Origin of the sequence: Dietzia papillomatosis NBRC 105045 (assembly GCF_001570845.1) — a bacterium.
GTDB lineage: Bacteria > Actinomycetota > Actinomycetes > Mycobacteriales > Mycobacteriaceae > Dietzia > Dietzia cinnamea.
The window spans coordinates 1-17,317 of sequence record NZ_BCSL01000019.1 but is presented as its reverse complement, the minus strand read 5'-3'; the positions used below and the strand labels follow the sequence as shown (position 1 = coordinate 17,317).

Below are 17,317 nucleotides of genomic sequence, written 5' to 3'. Positions count from 1 at the left end.
GGTACGACTGTCTGCGGCGGGTCAGTCGCCGTCGGTGACGTCAGTTCCTGCTTTCCCACCACTCGATCACCCGCCGGTTCACGTCCCCGGTCGAGCCGTCGCCCCACCGCGGATAGTCGAACCACATCCGCAGTGCGGGCCCTCCGAGCGTGGGCACGTCGATGAACCCCAGGCTGCGTTGCGGCGTGAAGTCGCGCATGTCGAGCGTCGAGCACGAGATCACCGGCTCGAAGCCCGTCGCGCACGCCACCTCGACACCAGGCTCGACCGGGGTGAGGACGCGGGTGCCGTTCACCGCCGGGTTCCAGAACCCGGGGTCCCGGGGGCCGAGCACATCGGTCACCACCTGCGGCATACCCCGCGGGATCGGCGGGGCGGCCGGCTGTGCGGTGGCGGGCGCCGCGCCGATCAGACTTCCCGCAACGCCTGCCGCGATCGCGGCACCGACAGCAGCCATGGACGTGCGCAGTGCGGACATGAATCTCCCAGGGTGAGCGGATGAGGTCCGGTCAGCGTAGCGGTGCGATCAGCTCCGCCTGCGCCGATCGAGCGGCACCACGGTGGGCGTTCCCGTCACCGGGTCGGCGGCGATCAGGCACGGGAGCCCGAAAACCTGCTCCACCAGCTCGGCGGTGAGGACCTCGGCCGGGGCGCCGGTGGCCACCACGCGGCCGTCCTTCATCACGACCAGGTGCGTCGCGTAGCGGGCGGCCTGGTTGAGATCGTGGAGCACGGCGATCACCGCGCGACCGCTCTCGTGCTGGTCTCGGAGCAGGTCCAGCAGGTCGTACTGGTGCGCGATGTCGAGGTAGGTGGTGGGCTCATCCAGCAGGAGGATGGGCGTCTCCTGGGCCAGCAGCATGGCGACCCACACGCGTTGGCGCTGGCCGCCGGAGAGTTCGTCGACGAACCGGGTCGCCAGATCGGACACCCCGGTGGAGGCCATCGCGGCGGTCACGGCGGTGTCGTCGGCGCGGCTCCACTGGCGTAGTGGGCTGTGGTGCGGGTGCCGGCCACGCGCCACCAGGTCGTCGACCCGGATCCCCTCCGGAGTGACGGCGCCCTGCGGCAGGAGCCCGATCCGGCGGGCGACCGCCTTGGTCCGCAGCCGGTGCAGATCGTGTCCGTCCAGCAGGATCCGTCCCTCGCCGGGAGCGATCACGCGAGCCAGGGCGTTGAGCAGCGTGGACTTGCCGCAGGCGTTGGGGCCGACGATCACCGTGAACGCATCCTCGGGCAGTTCCAGGTCGAGGTCGGTGGCCACGACGCGCCGTTCGTACGCGAGCCGCGCCCCCTCCACCGTGAGCCCGCGCCCGCGCTCGAGCTGGGCGCCGGCGCGGGCATCACGGTCGAGGGAGGTGGGGCGCATCAGCCCAGGATCTCCTGGACGTCGTCGAGGATCTCGCCGGCGCCCAGGACGCCGATGCCGACCATCCAGGTCTCGTCCTCGACCTCGTAGGTCTGGCCGGACTTCACGGCGGGCAGGTCGCCCCAGAGCCCGGTCACGGTCGCCATGGTCGTCGCCGACGGGTCGCCGCCGGGGTTGGTGAAGAACACGACGTCGCCGGTGATCTGCTCGTACAGCTCCGGGGAGAGCTCGGCCATGGAGTACTCGTTCCACTCGCGCTCGCCCAGGTCGAAGCCCATCTGGGACAGGATCGAGCCGGAGAACGTCTCGGGTCCGTAGAGGCGGAAGTTGTCCGGGCGGAACCGGACGATCGACAGCGTGGTGCCCTCGGCGCCCACCTGCTCGCCGACCTCGGCGATGTGGGTGTCGAGGTCGTCGATGAGCTGCTCCATCTCCTCGTCCTCACCGACGGCGGCGGCGGTGATCCGCGCCTGCTCCTGCCAGTCGGTGCCGGAGTTCTCGGAGTACACGGTGGGGGCGATGCCGGAGAGCTCGTCGTAGATGGCCTCGTGGCGGACCTTGGCGCCGATGATGAGGTCAGGGGCAAGGGCGGCGATCGCGTCGATGTCGGGCTCGGAGGTCAGGCCCACGATCTCGGCGTCCACGTCACCGAGGTACGGCGGGGCGCCGGAGCCGGCGCCGGACTCGGTGATCCCGACGGGCGTGTGGCCGAGCGCGACGAGCGCGTCGAGGTGCGGAGAGTCGAGGACGACGACCCTCTCGGGCGTCCCGTCGATCACGGTCTCGCCCATCGCGTGGGTGACGGTATAGGCCTCGTCCGAAGGTGCCTCGGCGGTGTCGCTGCTGCCGGAGCACGCGGACAGAGCCACCGCAGAGGCGAGGGCCATGGCGATCAGGGCGGGCACCGAGCGGCGCCGGCGTGAGATTCTGGTCATGACTACAGATCAAACCACACAGGCAAGGCTCACCTAACAATGAGTCTGGTCTAGGGTTCCACCGTGGCCCCACGACCTCTCCCCGACTCCGACGCCGACGCACGGCCCGCGGTGCCGGCCGCCGACCGGGCAGCCGCCCCGGCAGCAAGCGCTGGCCAGCAGCCCCGCCGCGGAGCCGGGTTGTTCCCCGGACTGATCGTGGCCGTCCTGGCCCTGGCGGCCGCGGTCGTGGCCAGCCTCGCTATCGGTGCCCGCCCGATCCCGCCCGCCGAGGTGGTGGGTGCGCTGCTCGGCCAGGGCACGCAGAGCGTGGTGGGGATCGTCGGCGAACTGCGGGCCAACCGGACCGTGCTCGGGCTGGTGTGCGGTGCGGCGCTCGGCGCGTCCGGGGCGCTCATGCAGGCAATGACCCGCAATCCGATCGCCGACCCGGGAATCCTCGGCGTCAATGCCGGCGCCGCGCTGGGGGTGGTCGCCGGAGCGACGCTCACCGGCGGCCTCGGCCTGGCCTCCACGGTGTGGTTCGCACTGGCCGGCGCCGGTGTGGCGTCCGCGATCATCCTCCTGCTCAGCACCTCGGCGCTCGCGGCGTCCTCCCCTGTTCGGCTCACCCTGGCCGGCGTCGCGCTGGCAGCGGTGCTGTCCGGTCTCAGCCAAACGTTCGTCGTGCTGGACGAGACCGTCCTGCAGGCGTACAGCTTCTGGCAAGTCGGCTCGCTCACTGCGCGGTCGATCGACGAGGTCACCGGCGTGATCCCGCTCGTCGTCGCGGGCGCGGTGATCGCCCTGCTGCTCCTGCGCGGCCTGGACGCGCTCGCCCTGGGCGACGACTCGGCGGTGGCGCTGGGCGTGCGCCCCGGGTGGGTGCGGGTGTGGTCGCTCGTCGCCGTCGCACTGCTCGCCGGGACCGCCACGGCGCTGGCCGGCCCCATCAGCTTCGTGGGACTGGTCGTGCCCCACCTCGTCCGCGGTCTCGTCGGCCCGAGCCTGATCCGGGTGGTGCCGCTGTCCATTGTGGTGGCCCCGGCGTTGCTGCTGGTGGCCGACGTGGTCGGCCGCGTGATCGCGAGCGGCTCGGAGACCCCGGCGGGCGTGGTCATGGCGTTCATCGGCGCGCCGCTGCTGGTGGCGTACCTGGCCGCGGGCCGACGGGTGGGTGTCGCATGACGATAACCGCACCGCGCCCCGCAACAGCCCTGCCCAGCGACGAACGCCTCCTCGCCGCCGGCCGATTCTCGGTGCGGCTGCACCTGCGCACTGCGTGGGTCACTGCGATCCTCGCCGTCGTCGTCGTCATACTCGTGGCCGCCTCGCTGGTGATCGGCGAGTTCATCATCTCGGTCCCCGACGCGGTGGCGACCCTGCTCGGCGACGCACCCGACCGCACCACCAACTTCTTCATCCACGAACGCCGCCTGCCCCGGGCGCTGGTCGCGCTGGCGGTGGGCGCGGCTCTGGCGACGTCGGGCGCGCTGTTCTGCGCGCTCACCCGCAATCCGCTGGCCAGCCCGGACATCATCGGCATCACCCAGGGCGCGTCGGCGGGCGGGGCGACGGTGATCCTCGTGCTGGGCGGCGGGATCGCGCAGGTCGCCACGGGCGCACTCGCGGGCGCGGCGCTCACCACCGGGTTCATCCTGGCCCTGACGTGGTGGCGCGGGCTCAGCGGCGCCCGCCTGGTCCTGCTCGGCGTGGCCCTGGGCGCCCTGGCGATGGCGTACGTGGCGCACCTGCTCTCCAGGGGGTTCGTGGCCAGCGCCGTGACCGCCCAGATCTGGCTCACCGGCTCGCTGCAGGGTCGCGGCTGGTCCGAGCTCTGGCCGCTGGCGTGGGTGCTGCTCGTGGCCGCGGTGGTCATCGCGAGTCGGTCCCGGGCCATGCGCGCGCTGGCGCTCGGCGACGACGTCGCGGTGGCCCTGGGCGTGCGACTGCGCTCCACGCGGCTGGTCCTGTTGGCGGCGGCCACGGTCCTGGCCGGGGCGGCCGTGGCGACGGCCGGGCCGATCTCGTTCGTGGCGTTGGTGGCTCCGCACCTGTCGCGGCTGCTCACCCGCAGTGATCGGGTCCTGCCGGCGGCACTGCTGGGCGGGGTGCTGCTGCTGGCTTCCGACCTCGTGGCTCAGCACGCGTTCGCCCAGCCGCTACCGGTGGGCGTGGTGACGGTGGTGCTCGGCGGGCTGTTCTTCCTGGGTCTGTTGTGGCGGGAGGGTCGCCGTGGTTGACCAGACCGGCATGTCCGAGAAACCCGCACGGCGCCCGTCCGACCGCGAGACCCCGCGCCCGCGCAACCCCCACCGGGCGGAGAGCTGGCAGCCGACCGCGCTGCGGCGGGTCCGAGTACGCGCCGTCGAACCCCTCGCTCCCGAGCTGGTGCGCGTGACGCTCGAGGGCGACGAGCTCGGGGAGTTCGCCGCCGCCAGCTCCGCATGCGCCACCGCCTCCGCCGCGGCCGGCGACACCGGCCTCGTGCCCGCCGTGCGCAGCCCGTCCTTCGACGACGTCGTGGTCTTCTGCCTGCCCGATCCCGTGACGGGCGAGGTCACCCTCCCCGTTCCCGCGCCGGGTGGCGGGCTGGGCCACCCACCGGGCAGCGCCGCGCTGGTGCGGGAGTACACCGTGCGGTCCTTGCGAGACGGCGCCCTCGCCGTGGACCTGGTCCGCCACGCCTCGGGCGCGGGCGTGCGCTGGCTCGAGTCGGTCCGGCCGGGTGACGCGCTGACGATCGTCGGCCCGCGGGTGTGCCGGGCCCTTCCCGCGGTGGACCGGATGCTGGCCGTGGGGGACGCCACCGCCCTGCCCGCGCTGGCCCGGCTGATCGAGGAGCGACCGCCGACGTTGGCGCTCGACGTGCTGGCCGCGGTGCCTGACCCGTCCGCCCTCCCCCGCACGGTTCTGCCCGCGGTCTCCCCCGCCGACGCCGACCGCGTCCGGGTTCGGGTGGTGGCGGCGGCGCCCGGCTCGGCGGATGAGCTCATCAACGCGATGGCCGCGGTCGAGCTCCCCGCCGGGTTCGCGTGGGTGGCCGGCGAGTCCGGGATGGTCACGGCCGTCCGCCGGCATCTCCTCGCCCGCGGCCAGGAGCCCGACCGCGTCCAGTTCACCGGCTACTGGCGCCTCGGCGGGCCGCTATAGGCCCCGAGTCGCTCGCCCAGTTCATCACGACGGAGGAGTAACTCCGCGCTACATGGCCACCGGCGGGTGCAACCGCTCCAGCGTCCACACACGATTGCGATGCGCCGCCCATGTACTGATGCCGATCGCACCCACCGTCACCAACGTCAGAACCAACACCGGAATCCACATCTGCGAGGGGCTGCCGCCCATGATGGTCTGCCGTAGCCCCTGCACGGTGTAGGTCATGGGGTTGAACGGGTGGATCCAGCGGAAGAACGCGGGCTCGACCGCGGTCGGATAGATGCCGTCCGCCGAGGTCAGCTGCAGCATCAGCAGTGCCATGGACAGCACTCTGCCGACCGACGGGCCGAACACCACGTTGAGCATCTGGATGAGTGAGATGAACGCCACCGCCGACAGCGCCATGATGGCCAGTGCGCCCATCGGGTGAACCGGCGTCATGCCCAGACCGAAGCGCAGCACCAGCAGAATCACCACCGCCTGCCCGAGCGCCAACAGCAGCGCCGGCTGCAGCGAGGCCATCACGACCCGCAGCGGGTGCAACCGTGTGGCCACGGCGCGCGGCTGGAGTGGCGTGAGCAGCAGCCAGATCATGATCCCGCCCACGAACAGTGCCAGCGGCACGAAGAACGGGGCGAACCCGTAGCCGAACGTCTCCGCCGGGTTGTCATATATCGACGTGAGTGTGATCGGGTCTCCGATCGTGCGCGCCATGTCCTCGCGGTGCTGGTCACTCCACTGCGGGACCCGGTCGGCGCCGGCGGCCAGTTCGCTCGACAACCGGCCGGTGCCGTCTTTGAGGGTGTGTGAGCCGTCGGCGAGCCGGCTGGTGCCGTCGACGAGGCGGCCGGTGCCGTCGGTGAGGTCGCCGGTGCCCGCGGCCAGGGTGGCCGCGCCCTCGTCCAAGCGTGCGGCGCCCTCGTCGAGCTGGCGCACGCCGTCGACGAGGGTGGTGGCGCCCGTGTCGAGTCGTTGCAGTCCGTTGTCGAGTTGCGCCGCGCCGGCGCCCAGGGCGTTGATCCCGGTGAGGAACTCGCCGGAGGGGTCGTTGAGTGCCGACGACAACTCGCGGGCGCCGTCGCGCAGCCGGTGCAGGTCCGACAGTTGCGACGAGCCGGCGCCGAGGCCCTGCGATTCGAGTTGGTCGGCCAGGGTCTCCAACTGCACGGAGACCGGTACCCCGGCCGATCCCGCGGAGCTCCCCGATCCCGCGGACCCCGGAGCGGTGGCCAGGCCGGTGGTGGCCTCGACCTGCCTCATCTGCGCGGCGGCCTGCCGCAGCGGGGCGATCGCGGCGTTCTGTGCCTGCGAGAGCTGATCCAGGACACCGGCGAGCTGGTCGACTCCGCCGCTGACCTGCGCGGCCCCGTTCCCGAGCCGCTGCACTCCGCCGTCGAGGCGCTGGACGCCCTCGTTGAGCTGCGTCGCGCCGTCGGCGGCAGTGCCGATCCCGCCGGCCAGCTGGTCGACTCCGGAGCGGGCCTCGTGGATCTTGGTGGCCAGCTGGTGGTTGCCGTCCGCGAGCGTGGCGGCGCCCTGGTCGAGGGTGCGGGCGCCGGCGTCCAGTTCGGCGGACTTTTCGCTCAGCTCGGTGATGCCGTCGTCGAGTGTGCCCGCGCCGTCGTCGAGCTGCGCGGCACCGTCGGCGGCCTCGCGCAGCCCGGCGCCGGCATCCTGCACACCCACGAGGACTTTGTCGACGGCCTGCGCTGAGATGGCCGAGCCCACCGCGTTGTGCAGTTCGGCTGTGGCGCTGCGTCCGATGAGGCTGGACAGGTAGTTGCCGGATTGGTCGTAGGTGACGGTGATCGCGGCCTGCCGCGGGTCGTCCCCGGTGGGTGAGGCGACGGATTCGCTGAACTCCGGGGTCAGGCGAACCACGAAGTTGTAGTGGTGATCGGACAGTCCGGCTTCGGCCTCGGCGGCGTCGACCAGTCGCCAGTCGAGCTGGTCGTTCTGCAGGAGTTCGTCCACCACCTGGTCGCCGGCGCGTAGTGGTTCGCCGTCGACCTGCGTCCCGGTGTCGTCGTTGACCAACGCGACCGGCAACTGGGAGGTCCGGCCGAACGGGTCCCAGAAGGCGGCGAGGTACAGGGCGCTGTAGAGCAGGGGCATGAGCACCAGCACGACTATCGCCACTCGCGGTAGCCGTCCGCGGCCGAAGCGTTTGAGCTCACTGCCGATGGACAGTCCGGAGATCATGCGAGGCCTTCCTTGGTGGCGGGGACGGTGACCATGTGGTGCTCGGGCGAGCCCGCGGGCAGGGAGTCCACGGAAGACAGGATGACGGTGCTCTGGTCGGCGTCGGCGATCTCGGCCAGGCGCTGCAGCGCTCGTGCGCGTTCCGCGGGAACGCGGACCTGTTCGATGTCGTCCACTACGAGTATCGGCGTGCCCTCGTAGCGGGCCAGCGCTATGCGCAGCAGCAGGCGATCCAGTTCGGTGAGGTCTCCGATGTAGGTGCGCAGCCCGGGCAGGCGGAGGTCCCCGTACACCGGGCCGAGGAGCTCTTCGAGTTGGGCTGGGCCGGTGCGGCCACGCGGGCGCCACCACGGGCTCATCCACGCGCGCTGCTCCGCCACGACCGTGCGGACCGTGACCGCCGGGTCCAGCTCGTCGATGCCCGAGAATCCGGCGATCGCCGACCGGGTGAAGATCTCGCGACTGCCGGTGTGACCGAGCACCTCGAGCCGCCCCTCGGTGGGTGCCATTCGACCGGCCAGGGTGAGCAGGAGGCATGTGCGGCCGTTGCCGGGGTGGCCGCGTAGGACGGTGATTCCACCGCGGTCGATATCCAGATCCACGGGGCCGAAGACCCGGCCGTGGTCGCCCACCAGCCCGAGGCCGCGAGCGCGCACCGCTGGTTCCGGGACTTCAGGTGGCTCAGCGCTTTCGGCGGGCTCAGCGTTGTCGGGGGGCTCAGCGTTGTCGGGATTCTCGCGTGCAGTGGTCATGGTGACGTCCCGGGTGGGTGAGGTCTTCATTGTTGGCGGGAGCGACCGGTGGCCGCGGCCGCGCGCTTCGTTGCGTACGCGGCGATCTCCAAAGCGGACTAGACTCCACTTTATACACCGCTGCCGATCCCACCGCATGGCAGCCGGCCACGCCCCCCATACGGGCGGGTCGCGTTCCGGCACATCAGAACCAGTCGAGCGGTGTGCCGTAGAGCCGGTCGTGCGGGATGCTGCGGGCGATGAGGTCGGCGAGAGCCTCGCGGTCGTTCTTCAGCGCCGCGCCCCGGCGGGTGGGCCGTAGCTCGCCCTTGTACTTGCGCACCAGCCCCAGCGCCCGGGCCCAGTCCCGCAGCTGCCAGATCGGGAACGTGAGGTCCTCGCGGTTGTTCTTCCCGATCCACTGGCGGTGCCAGCCGGTGTCGACCATCAGTTGCTCGACCATCGCCGGCGGCAGGTACCCGGCCGCGGTGAGTTTGACGCCCTCCCCGATCCGCTCGAGCAGGATCTGCAGCTTCTCGGCCTCCTCCAGCTGGATTTCCCGGAGGGTGGCGGGCATCTCCGCGACCCGGGCCACTCGCTGTTGGGCATCGTCGAGGTCGAACGCTTCCGCATCCCACCCCGCCCAGAACTCGAGTGTGTGCGGGTCCCAGCCGTCCGGGTCGGCGTCCCCGGCGATCCACTCGTTGTAGGACCAGATCCCCCCGCAGTCCTCCGGCGGGCATGCCCGGCGACCGGCCACCACGGTTGCATCCGGAATCTCGTCGTCGTCGCCATGTTCCAGGACCTTTTCCACGGTGACGCGGTGCCACCAACTGTCACCGAAGTCGTACCAGTACAGGAACTTGTCGCCCACGCTGTGGGCCAGCTCGTCCAGCCGCACGTCGGCCTCGTCGAGCTCGCCCATCTCGCCGGCGTCGGGGTAGTCCATGGAGCCGAAGTGCTCGGCGTCGCGGTCCTGGCGCGACGACGAATGGATGAACTCGTGCAGGTGGCTGTTCGTCCAGCCCATGGCCTCCTGCAGGATCAGGTGCAGGCGCGGCAGCATGAGGTCGCTGCGCAGGTCCAGGCGCCGCCAGATGGGCGGGGACGAGTCCAGCAACTCGACCTTGACGCGGTACGTCACCGGTGTCTCGCGCCTCGGGTGGCGGCGGTTGACGGCCGGGCGTTCCCACGGCGACTGGTAGTCCGCCCCGGCTGCCAGCGAGGCCATCAGCTCGGTCTGCGGGACCCCCGCGCTCGCGAGCGCGTCGAGAATGGCCTGTTTCAGTTCATCTGCGGAGAGGTCGCCTGGTCCGTACGGGCGGTCTGTCGAGGGCGTCACCTCATCGACGATACGAGACTCGAGCGCCGTACTGGGGCATCCCGGGCCGGAGAAGTAGGCTCACCCGCCATGGACAACGTCGAACCCGGCCTCTTCGACCTACCCGAACCCGAACCCGAGCCCGCGCCGCAGTCCTCGCCTGCGCGTCCCCGTCGCGGGAGGAACCGCGAGACGTGGTCCTGCACTGTCACCGCGGCGGTGTCCGTTGACGACCCGGCGGCGGTGACAGCCGAACTGACGCGGTACCAGGAGGACACCGTGGTAGTCGACGCGTTCTCCGGCGAGGTGATCGAGGATCCCGCGAGCGAGGAGGCGGGACCCGATCCCGCCCTTCCGCCGTTGGAACAGCTGCCCTGGCTGCTCTGGCCCACGGATGGGCTGGAGGAGCTCCTCGAGGGAGGCGCTTTCACCGTTCTCGAGGTCGCCAGCGCGGTGACGCCTGAGGCCCCCGACCGGGGCACGTTCACGTGGACGGTCACCGTCAAGCTCACCGACGTCCAGTGCCTGCGGCAGCTCGCCACGCGCGCCCATCCCGCCGATGCCGACCTCATCGGAGACGACCTGGCGGTCGCCTGGCAGCGCGCTGCCGACCCGTTCGCTCCCCTGCGCTCGATCCCGGGGCTCTCGTGGCGGCCGCTGTCCGTCGAGGTTGAGCACGTGCCAGCGCGGAAGCGATGACGACGACGAGCGCCTCCACTGCCCGGTCGGGCCCGCTCCCGCCGGCTGGAGCGGGTCCTGCTGCGACGACGCCGCCGCTGCGCCCCCCTCCGGCCCGCGAGTGGTCACACCCGTCCCCGCACAGTTACCCCGTGCCAGCTGCCCAGTCTTCGTATCCGCCATGCGGTTGGCCTCGGTACCGGGTCCGTGTCACCAGCTCTTTCGGAGGGTGGGCCCCCTCCGCCGCCAGCGCCACGCGCAGCCATCGGTCAGGATCACGTCCTCGCACGGCGCTCGGGTCATCAGCGGCCAGCTGCTCATAGCGGCCCCCGAACACGGTGAGATTGACGCTGCCGGGTAGTGCCGCTGACGGCGCGAGCACCCCACGGTAGCGCTCACCCTGCAGCCATGCCGCCAATTTCTGACACTCGGCGTGGTCATCGGCTACCGCCACCTCGGGGTCCAGACCGCACGCCGTCCAGTCGTCGAACGTCGACAGGTCGGCGACGTCGTCCAGAACCACGTACGCCTGCCACAGCGATCGTCGCTGCTCGACTACCGCCTCTGGAGTCCGCAGGGCGAAGTAGCGGACCAGCTCCGCCCACGCCCCCGCGGGCGACAACGCCAGGTACTGGGCGTAGCCCTCGCCTCTCCGATGCCAGCGACCGCTCGACTGCACGGGCACGCCGCCGAGGCCGGCGTCGTGCCAGAGCGGTGGCTGCGCGTGCCCCACCTGGCGAAACGCGGCCCGTTCCACGTGTATCCGCGGGGGCGCCTTCCTAACGGAGGCCACCGCGCGCGAATTCCAGAAGCTCTGCCTGCGCCCGGAGGTCGCCCTCCTCGAGCACCTCGAGCGGTGACCGTCCGTCGAGCTGCGGCACCGGGTTGTCGAACCACATTCGGACCCCGCGAGCCGTCATGGCCGTCCGCAACTCCACCACGAGCTCGGCCACCATCTGCAACCGCTCGAGCGCGGCTCTACGCGGCACCGCTCCGGCCCGCCAGTTGGCCAGGACCCGCGACTGTGCTCCTACAACCCGCGCGATGTCGTCAGCACTCCACCCATCCAGAGAGGTGTCGAGGAGCGCGAGCGCTTCTTGCGGATCTTCGATCCGGGCGAGGCGCTTCTGACGCTGTATCCGCGACAGGACAGTCCGCATCCCGACGAGGGCGACGAGCAGGTCGTCGGCGTCGTCTTGTTCATGTGCAGTCCGCGCACGGATGAGTAGGGACAACAGACCGTCGATGTGAACTCTCGGCGCTGTAGACGGCCACGAGTGGAGCAGTTCCAACGCGAAATCGGTGAGCTCGGTGATGAACTCGTCGGTCTGACGCCGATCCTCCGAGACCCCTGCCTCGATCGTGGCCGCAAGCGTCTCGGCCGCTGACCGGGCGGTGTCCTCCGCGCCTTCGAGCGTTGCTGCCATCATTCCGTCCTTCTTCCAGTGCTATGGAAGTTTACCCGTAGGTGGCCGCGGGCGGGACTTCTCGGAGACCGCGGTTCCAGGTACCTCCTCGAGGGCGACGGAAGCCCGCAACTGCCCGCAATCCGGACCGAATCCGACCGCTTCCGCCCCTAGCGTGGAAACCGCACGCAGCAACCTGCACGCGCCAACCCGCGCAAGAGAACGCGCCCGGCAGAAGGGACCCCATGAAGATCGCCGTCACGACCCCCCAGGGCAACGTGGGCCGCCACCTGACGCGGATGCTCATCCGCGCCGGGGTCAGGCCGGTCCTGCTCACCCGCCACCCGGACCAGATCCCCGCCGAGCTCGCCGAGCACGCCGAGCCGAGGCGGGCCGACTCCCGCGACCCCGACCAGGTCATCGCCGCGACGGCCGACGTCGGCGCCCTCTACTGGGTCGACCCACCCGCCGAGTCCCCGGAGCCGTGGATGACTATCGCCGCGCGACCGAGTCCGTCGTCGCGGCGGTCGAGACGAACGGGATCGGCCGGGTCGTCTTCCAGAGCAGCGTCGGGGCGGAGAAGCGCCACGGCGCGGGCGAGATCGACGGCCTCGCGGAAACAGAAGTCGCCCTCGACCAGTCCGACGCGGCCGTCACCCACCTGCGCTGCGGCTACTTCTTCACCAACCTGCTGTTCGAGGTGGAATCACTCCGGGCCGGCCGGCTCCAGACCGTGCTTCCCCTCGACGCGCAAATGAGCTGGGTCGCCCCGCGGGACATCGCGGAGGTCGCGACGCTCACCCTGCTCAACACCGGGTGGCGCGGGCGGCGCGTGCAGGCCGTCCACGGCCCCGAGGACCTGTCGTGGGACCAGGTCGCGAGAATCCTCACGGCGGAGCTGGGTCGCGAGGTCGGCGTCGAGCGCATCACCGACGAGCAGATGCGCGAGCAGTACCTCGGCGCGGGCATGCCGCCGGCCTGGGCGGACGCACTCCTGGGCATGTCGACCGGCCTACGCGACGACTTCGTACCCGAGCAGGCCCGCTCGATCGTCACCACCACACCGACCCGCCTGCGCAGCTGGGTCCGCGAGGAGCTCGCCCCGATCGTGTAGTCACCGCAGCGCCTCGATCGCCCTGTCCGGCTGGCCCATGATCACCTGCGCCCGCGCGCGGACCAGATCGCACCGCCGACCGAGGTGCCCCGCCGCCGCAGGCGCCATACCGGAGGAGCCCGAGCCGGGGTGCCCGGCCGCCGCAGGCGCCGCGCCACCGGAAACCGCCGCCGCGCCCCCGACCCCCGCGAGCCATCGCTCCACCACCTGCGGGTCGGAGTCGGCGGCGCGCTCGGCGGCGTCGAGGATCACGCTGATCTTCTCCGCGGTGGCCGCGGGCCCGAGCGAGGCCAGGTGGCCGGCCCGGGCGAACGCGTCCTGGCCGGGCAGAGCGGCGGCCGCGCGGTGCAGCGCGGCGCGCTCGGCGGCGGACGCGCGCGAGTAGGCGGTGAACCGCACGAGCGGGTGGAGGGGCTCAGCCGCCCACGTCGAGATGAGACCCCAGTCGCGCAACACGCCCAGGTGCCGGCCCACGTCAGCGACGCCGGCCACCGCCTCCAGCTGCGCGGGGTCGGCGCTGCCCAGCACGGCGATCGCGGTGAGGGTGAGCCGGGCGCCCGGGTCGAGCCGGGCCAGGTCCGCGCCGACCACCGAGCTCAACGCGTCACCGCCCGCCCCGGCCCCCTCGTGCAACACATGCTCGAGCGTGGTGGCGTGCGGGTTCCGCCGAAAGGCGCCGATCAGCGTGCGGGCGAACAGCGGACTGCCGGCGGCGGATTCCACGACGGTCCGGCGTTGCCGGGGATCGAGGTCGGCGGCGAGGGCGGCGACCTCGTCGTCGTCGAGTGGTCCCACGGTGAGGTGCTCGATGGTCGCGCCCACCCGCCGCGCGGCGTCGATGAGGGATGTGGGTGTCATCCCGGTCCGGTAGGCCAGGACGGTGTCGGCGGCGTGCGGGAGGACGGCGGCGAAGAGCCGCAGGGAGGCGGGGTCGATCCACTGTGCGTCGTCGATGATGAGCAGTCGGGGGCTCGCCTCGAGGAACCGGCAGCACTGTCGGTGGATGGCGGCCGGGGAATGGTCGGCCACGACGCGCTCGAGGTCTTGGTCGAACAGCCGCTCCACCAGTTGTCGCGCGGCCGCGAGGGGGGTCTCGGTGTCCGGGTAGGGGTCTCCGCGCAGGAAGAGCGTCGGCCGGTCGAGCTCGGCGAGCGCGCTGAACAGCAGGGCCGTTTTGCCGGAGCCGAGCGGGCCCTTGACGAGCGTCAGCCGCGGCGGGCCGGAGCCACCCGCCTCCAGCTGCTCGGTGAGCCACTCGAGTTCAGTTGTCCGGCCCTGCATCGCTCCCCTGCCCCTGCCCCTGCCCCGGGGTTCTCCGTCATCGCTGACCCGACGCGGCGGACCCCTCGGTGACAGTGAACCCCAGGACAGGCGGCGGGAGTGGCGATTACCGCACTTGTTCGTAGTAGCCGACGCCGACGCATCCGTCGTAGCGCCACGCGCCGCCGGTCCAGGTGAAGCGGTGGATGGTGGGGTCGCCGCCGCCCTGGTAGTAGGCCCGCTCGCCCTCGGTCCCCTGGTGGGTCGGCTCGGGCGGCATGTAGGCGTTGGCCGTTCCCGCTCCGGCCAGAGCGATGCCGGTGGCGGTGGCCGCGGCCAGTAGCCCCCCCGCCAGTGCCCGTCGAATTCTGCTGGTCATGGTGCCCTCCTGGTGGCTGGTCCTTCCACGACCCAGTGCCTCGGCGCCGACCGGCCCCGGGTACCCGTAGCGCTACGGGTTTCCGGAGCGCCGCGCGGCTGCGGAGGGTTGCCAGATAAGCGAGGGGTCACCGTGTGGTGACGGGGAAAGACCGCGGCACGACGACGACAAGGTCATCGCCGCCCACGCGCTGCATCACGCGCCGAGGCGGGACATGCTGGGAGGGTCCTCGACGTGGAGCCCCGCGATCGCCCGGACAGGCGGCGTGCTCGGGCCGCCGGGTCGCGCGGTGTGCTCCGCGCGGTCTCACGCCTCGCAGAGGCAGAACGGGTGCCCGACCGGGTCGAGGTAGACCACGAATCGACCGTCGAGGCTGGGCTGGTGATCGTGCCGTCGGGCGCCGGCGGCGAGGGCGGTCGGCTCTGCGTCCGCGATCGAGTTCACGTGGAAGTCGAGGTGCACCTGCGTAGGGACCGGGCCGCCTGGCCAGGTGGGCGCGCGGAAGTCGGGGACGGTCTGGCAGGCGAGCGCGAGCGCGCCCGACTCGCCTTCTGGCGGCAGGACGTCGACCCAGTCCGGGTTCCCGCCGTCGTGTAGCCGCCAGCCGAGCATCGACGCGTAGAACTCGGCGAGCTCGCGCGCGTTGGGACAGTCGAGGGCGACGACCACGTGCCGCGCGCTGATGCCAGCCATGGCATTACGCTACGACCGGCGCGGACTCCGCTCAAGCCCCCGGTGCTCGCTGAGCGACTCAAGTTCGGTTGTCCGGCCGAGCATTGCGTTCTGCGGCAGAAGATTCTGGCGAAGCGCACGCAGTTAAGATACTCGATGATATAGATTTTCTATGCGCATCACCTCGGTAACCACCCAAGGAATCGGCGGCGTCACCGACGGTTCGATCGAGTTTCCAGAAACGTCGGTAGTAGCTATAGCAGGTAGCAATGGCACGGGGAAGAGCAAACTGCTCGCTTGCCTCCTAGCCCCTTGGACCGGCTACATCCCTTCGGCGGTAGCTGGAGCAAAGTCTGAAGTGCAAATTTCCATCCGACTAAGCGAAAGCGAGCGGGCTGCGCTTGAGCGGTTTGAAATAGCTTCAACCGGCAGCCATACGCGTCTTCCCCAAACGGTAATGATTACGTTCACGCATCACCCAACGGCTGGACTTAGGCGAACCACCGTCCCCGAGTCTTTCGCGTTGCATACAGCGTTTAATTCGCCTGAGTTTATCAAGTCCTCACCCAGCCTCAACTTAATCTATCTCCCAGCGGAGCGGAGACTCCTACCCGAAGGCTCCAAGTCTATCGACTTAAGCCAATTAGCCGAGCTAGTTTCTTTCGAAAAAACGGCAGAACCAAGATTCGCCGTGCAGAATTACGGGAGACTCGATGATCAAGAATTCGAAAGCTTCGCAAGAGCTCTTTGTGTGGCCGCGTCGCTCCCAGACGAACCTGGAGAAACTGAGGAGTCTGCGAAAGCTCGTATAAACTGGGAATCATTCCAGGCCGCCGTTAACTCGATAATCTCACCCAAAGAGCTTCTTCCACTTACTCGGAAGCACCCCGAGGAACTGCGCGTGTCTACCCCGTCAGGCGCGACTCACGGCGTAAGGGATTTATCGAGCGGAGAGCGCCAAGCACTAGTTGTTATTAGCCGAGTCTTGCGCGCAGGCCAAGGCCATTCGACCGCCTTGGTAGACGAGCCTGACGCGTATTTACATCCATTGCTTAGCCAGCGTCTAATACACGCCCTACGGACGGGCGTCGGGGACGCCGGACAGTTAATTGTGGCCACCCATAGCCCAGCCGTCTTGGACGCGATACCACCTTCCTCAATTATTCGGATGAGCCACGATGCACCTCCGCGCCTAATCAGCGACGAAGACGGGCGCTTGGAGTTGTACCGGGCGGCCGGATTTCGCGCCAGCAGCCTAACTCAATCAGACCTTCTTGTCATAGTGGAGGGAGAGAACGACGCTCCTTTACTGACGCTGCAATTCCCAGAATTGGCGCGGGCCTCTATTCGAAGCGCAGGAGGACGCGCACAGGCGCTTCGCGAAGTCGCCCAACTCGCCCCCTACGATATTCCGGTGATCGGCGCTGTCGATCGAGACGTCGACGCCCCCCAACCCCCAAGCGAAATAGCGGCACGTATCGCTATATGGCCAACCGGCGATATCGAGGGGATTTACCTGTCCGAGGACGCTTCGCTCGCCGCGATGATTGATCGGAGATTAGTTCGAAACGAATTCGCCAACGTCGCACTGCTGAGGCAAATTCTCGATGAATTGGTTAACACCCAGCGGGAGAGCGTAATCGCCGAGCTCGCTCAGAGACGTCTACGTCGCGAGACTGAATTTGACTGGCCCAGCCCAAGGGGCGAGCGGCCCATCGAGCGACTAGAGAGGGCCATCGAGAAGCTCGAGCAAGTTTCGAAAGACACTGTGACGAAGGCAGTAACCGACGCGACTACAATATGGGAGTCGGCCTCACCGAAGGAGCGCTGGGGCTTGGTTAGGGCAAAAACGATTACAAACTCGTTTGCGAACCGAGTCTCCCAAATGAAATCAGGCCAGGCTTTGCTCGAGGCTTTAGCGAGGGAGAGACTTCCGCTTGAGGGGTTCGATGACTTCCATCGATTGATTTCTGCGCACCTCATCTGAGATCGCACTAGTGGCCTACCCCAGCTTGCTCCCGGGTGCTTATCGCATATGGAAGGGCGCCGGAGAAGGACGCCCGTAGTCCAGGTCCAGAATCAGGCCTGAGTTCCACAAGTTGACAGTGATTCAGC

At 69.8% G+C, this 17,317-nt stretch carries 17 protein-coding genes and 1 pseudogene; 7 read left to right on the top strand and 11 right to left on the bottom strand.

The features are described 5' to 3' along the window. Positions 1 to 40: 40 nt before the first annotated feature. The 3 genes from DPA01S_RS08445 to DPA01S_RS08435 are packed head-to-tail and all read right to left on the bottom strand — an operon-like array spanning position 41 to position 2,304. Entirely contained in the window at positions 41 to 478 is a 438-nt protein-coding gene (locus DPA01S_RS08445) for a hypothetical protein (RefSeq protein WP_061229159.1), read from the bottom strand. 48 nt (positions 479 to 526) lie between these two features. Next, positions 527 to 1,369 (bottom strand): ABC transporter ATP-binding protein, encoded by an 843-nt coding sequence (locus DPA01S_RS08440; protein WP_061915434.1) that lies wholly within the window; start codon positions 1,367 to 1,369, stop codon positions 527 to 529. Further along, the gene (locus DPA01S_RS08435; protein WP_061229161.1) at positions 1,369 to 2,304 is read right to left on the bottom strand and encodes an ABC transporter substrate-binding protein; all 936 of its coding nucleotides are present in this window, start codon (positions 2,302 to 2,304) and stop codon (positions 1,369 to 1,371) included. The genes DPA01S_RS08440 and DPA01S_RS08435 overlap by 1 nt, the downstream gene beginning before the upstream one ends. A gap of 63 nt (positions 2,305 to 2,367) precedes the next feature. On the opposite strand from DPA01S_RS08435, the gene DPA01S_RS08430 reads away from it, so the two are divergent. The 3 genes from DPA01S_RS08430 to DPA01S_RS08420 are packed head-to-tail and all read left to right on the top strand — an operon-like array spanning position 2,368 to position 5,436. Further along, entirely contained in the window at positions 2,368 to 3,471 is a 1,104-nt protein-coding gene (locus DPA01S_RS08430; protein ID WP_232303073.1) for a FecCD family ABC transporter permease, read from the top strand. Beyond that, positions 3,468 to 4,526 carry a FecCD family ABC transporter permease gene (locus DPA01S_RS08425; RefSeq protein ID WP_061229162.1) on the top strand — a complete coding sequence of 353 codons (1,059 nt, stop codon included), beginning with the start codon at positions 3,468 to 3,470 and terminating at the stop codon, positions 4,524 to 4,526. Before DPA01S_RS08430 ends, DPA01S_RS08425 begins: the two co-directional genes overlap by 4 nt. Continuing rightward, positions 4,519 to 5,436, top strand: a complete 918-nt coding sequence (locus DPA01S_RS08420) for a siderophore-interacting protein (RefSeq protein WP_061229163.1) — start codon at positions 4,519 to 4,521, stop codon at positions 5,434 to 5,436. The genes DPA01S_RS08425 and DPA01S_RS08420 overlap by 8 nt, the downstream gene beginning before the upstream one ends. A gap of 48 nt (positions 5,437 to 5,484) precedes the next feature. On the opposite strand, the gene DPA01S_RS08415 is transcribed toward DPA01S_RS08420, so the two are convergent. From DPA01S_RS08415 to DPA01S_RS08405, 3 genes are all read right to left on the bottom strand, one after another. Next, entirely contained in the window at positions 5,485 to 7,641 is a 2,157-nt protein-coding gene (locus tag DPA01S_RS08415; protein WP_061229164.1) for a YhgE/Pip domain-containing protein, read from the bottom strand. Beyond that, positions 7,638 to 8,297 carry an ATP-binding cassette domain-containing protein gene (locus DPA01S_RS08410; RefSeq protein WP_061915431.1) on the bottom strand — a complete coding sequence of 220 codons (660 nt, stop codon included), beginning with the start codon at positions 8,295 to 8,297 and terminating at the stop codon, positions 7,638 to 7,640. Before DPA01S_RS08410 ends, DPA01S_RS08415 begins: the two co-directional genes overlap by 4 nt. A 280-nt stretch (positions 8,298 to 8,577) precedes the next feature. Then, positions 8,578 to 9,714: a plasmid pRiA4b ORF-3 family protein gene (locus DPA01S_RS08405; protein WP_232303072.1), complete on the bottom strand. Its 1,137-nt coding sequence runs from the start codon at positions 9,712 to 9,714 to the stop codon at positions 8,578 to 8,580. Between the two features lie 69 nt (positions 9,715 to 9,783). Between DPA01S_RS08405 and DPA01S_RS08400 the strand changes: the two genes are divergently transcribed. Continuing rightward, entirely contained in the window at positions 9,784 to 10,392 is a 609-nt protein-coding gene (locus DPA01S_RS08400) for a hypothetical protein (RefSeq protein ID WP_061915429.1), read from the top strand. 124 nt (positions 10,393 to 10,516) lie between these two features. Here DPA01S_RS08400 and DPA01S_RS08395 read toward each other — a convergent pair whose 3' ends face one another. Then, positions 10,517 to 11,104: an RES family NAD+ phosphorylase gene (locus DPA01S_RS08395; RefSeq protein ID WP_181366020.1), complete on the bottom strand. Its 588-nt coding sequence runs from the start codon at positions 11,102 to 11,104 to the stop codon at positions 10,517 to 10,519. Between the two features lie 46 nt (positions 11,105 to 11,150). Then, the gene (locus tag DPA01S_RS08390) at positions 11,151 to 11,801 is read right to left on the bottom strand and encodes an antitoxin Xre/MbcA/ParS toxin-binding domain-containing protein (protein WP_061229168.1); all 651 of its coding nucleotides are present in this window, start codon (positions 11,799 to 11,801) and stop codon (positions 11,151 to 11,153) included. A gap of 460 nt (positions 11,802 to 12,261) precedes the next feature. Between DPA01S_RS08390 and DPA01S_RS17290 the strand changes: the two genes are divergently transcribed. Further along, positions 12,262 to 12,891 (top strand): Rossmann-fold NAD(P)-binding domain-containing protein, encoded by a 630-nt coding sequence (locus DPA01S_RS17290; RefSeq protein WP_232303071.1) that lies wholly within the window; start codon positions 12,262 to 12,264, stop codon positions 12,889 to 12,891. On the opposite strand, the gene DPA01S_RS08380 is transcribed toward DPA01S_RS17290, so the two are convergent. The 3 genes from DPA01S_RS08380 to DPA01S_RS08370 form a co-directional block, all read right to left on the bottom strand. Then, positions 12,892 to 14,172, bottom strand: a complete 1,281-nt coding sequence (locus tag DPA01S_RS08380) for an AAA family ATPase (protein ID WP_061915423.1) — start codon at positions 14,170 to 14,172, stop codon at positions 12,892 to 12,894. A gap of 106 nt (positions 14,173 to 14,278) precedes the next feature. Then, complete coding sequence (locus DPA01S_RS08375) at positions 14,279 to 14,530, bottom strand: hypothetical protein (RefSeq protein ID WP_061915418.1); 252 nt, start codon at positions 14,528 to 14,530, stop codon at positions 14,279 to 14,281. Positions 14,531 to 14,836: 306 nt separating this feature from the next. Beyond that, positions 14,837 to 15,223, bottom strand: coding sequence for a VOC family protein (locus DPA01S_RS08370; RefSeq protein ID WP_061915415.1), 387 nt, complete (start codon positions 15,221 to 15,223; stop codon positions 14,837 to 14,839). A gap of 151 nt (positions 15,224 to 15,374) precedes the next feature. Between DPA01S_RS08370 and DPA01S_RS17570 the strand changes: the two are divergent. Continuing rightward, a pseudogene (locus DPA01S_RS17570) lies at positions 15,375 to 16,331 on the top strand (AAA family ATPase); the annotation flags it as partial. Between the two features lie 39 nt (positions 16,332 to 16,370). After that, positions 16,371 to 17,189: an OLD family protein gene (locus DPA01S_RS17285; protein WP_232303070.1), complete on the top strand. Its 819-nt coding sequence runs from the start codon at positions 16,371 to 16,373 to the stop codon at positions 17,187 to 17,189. Positions 17,190 to 17,317: the final 128 nt, after the last annotated feature.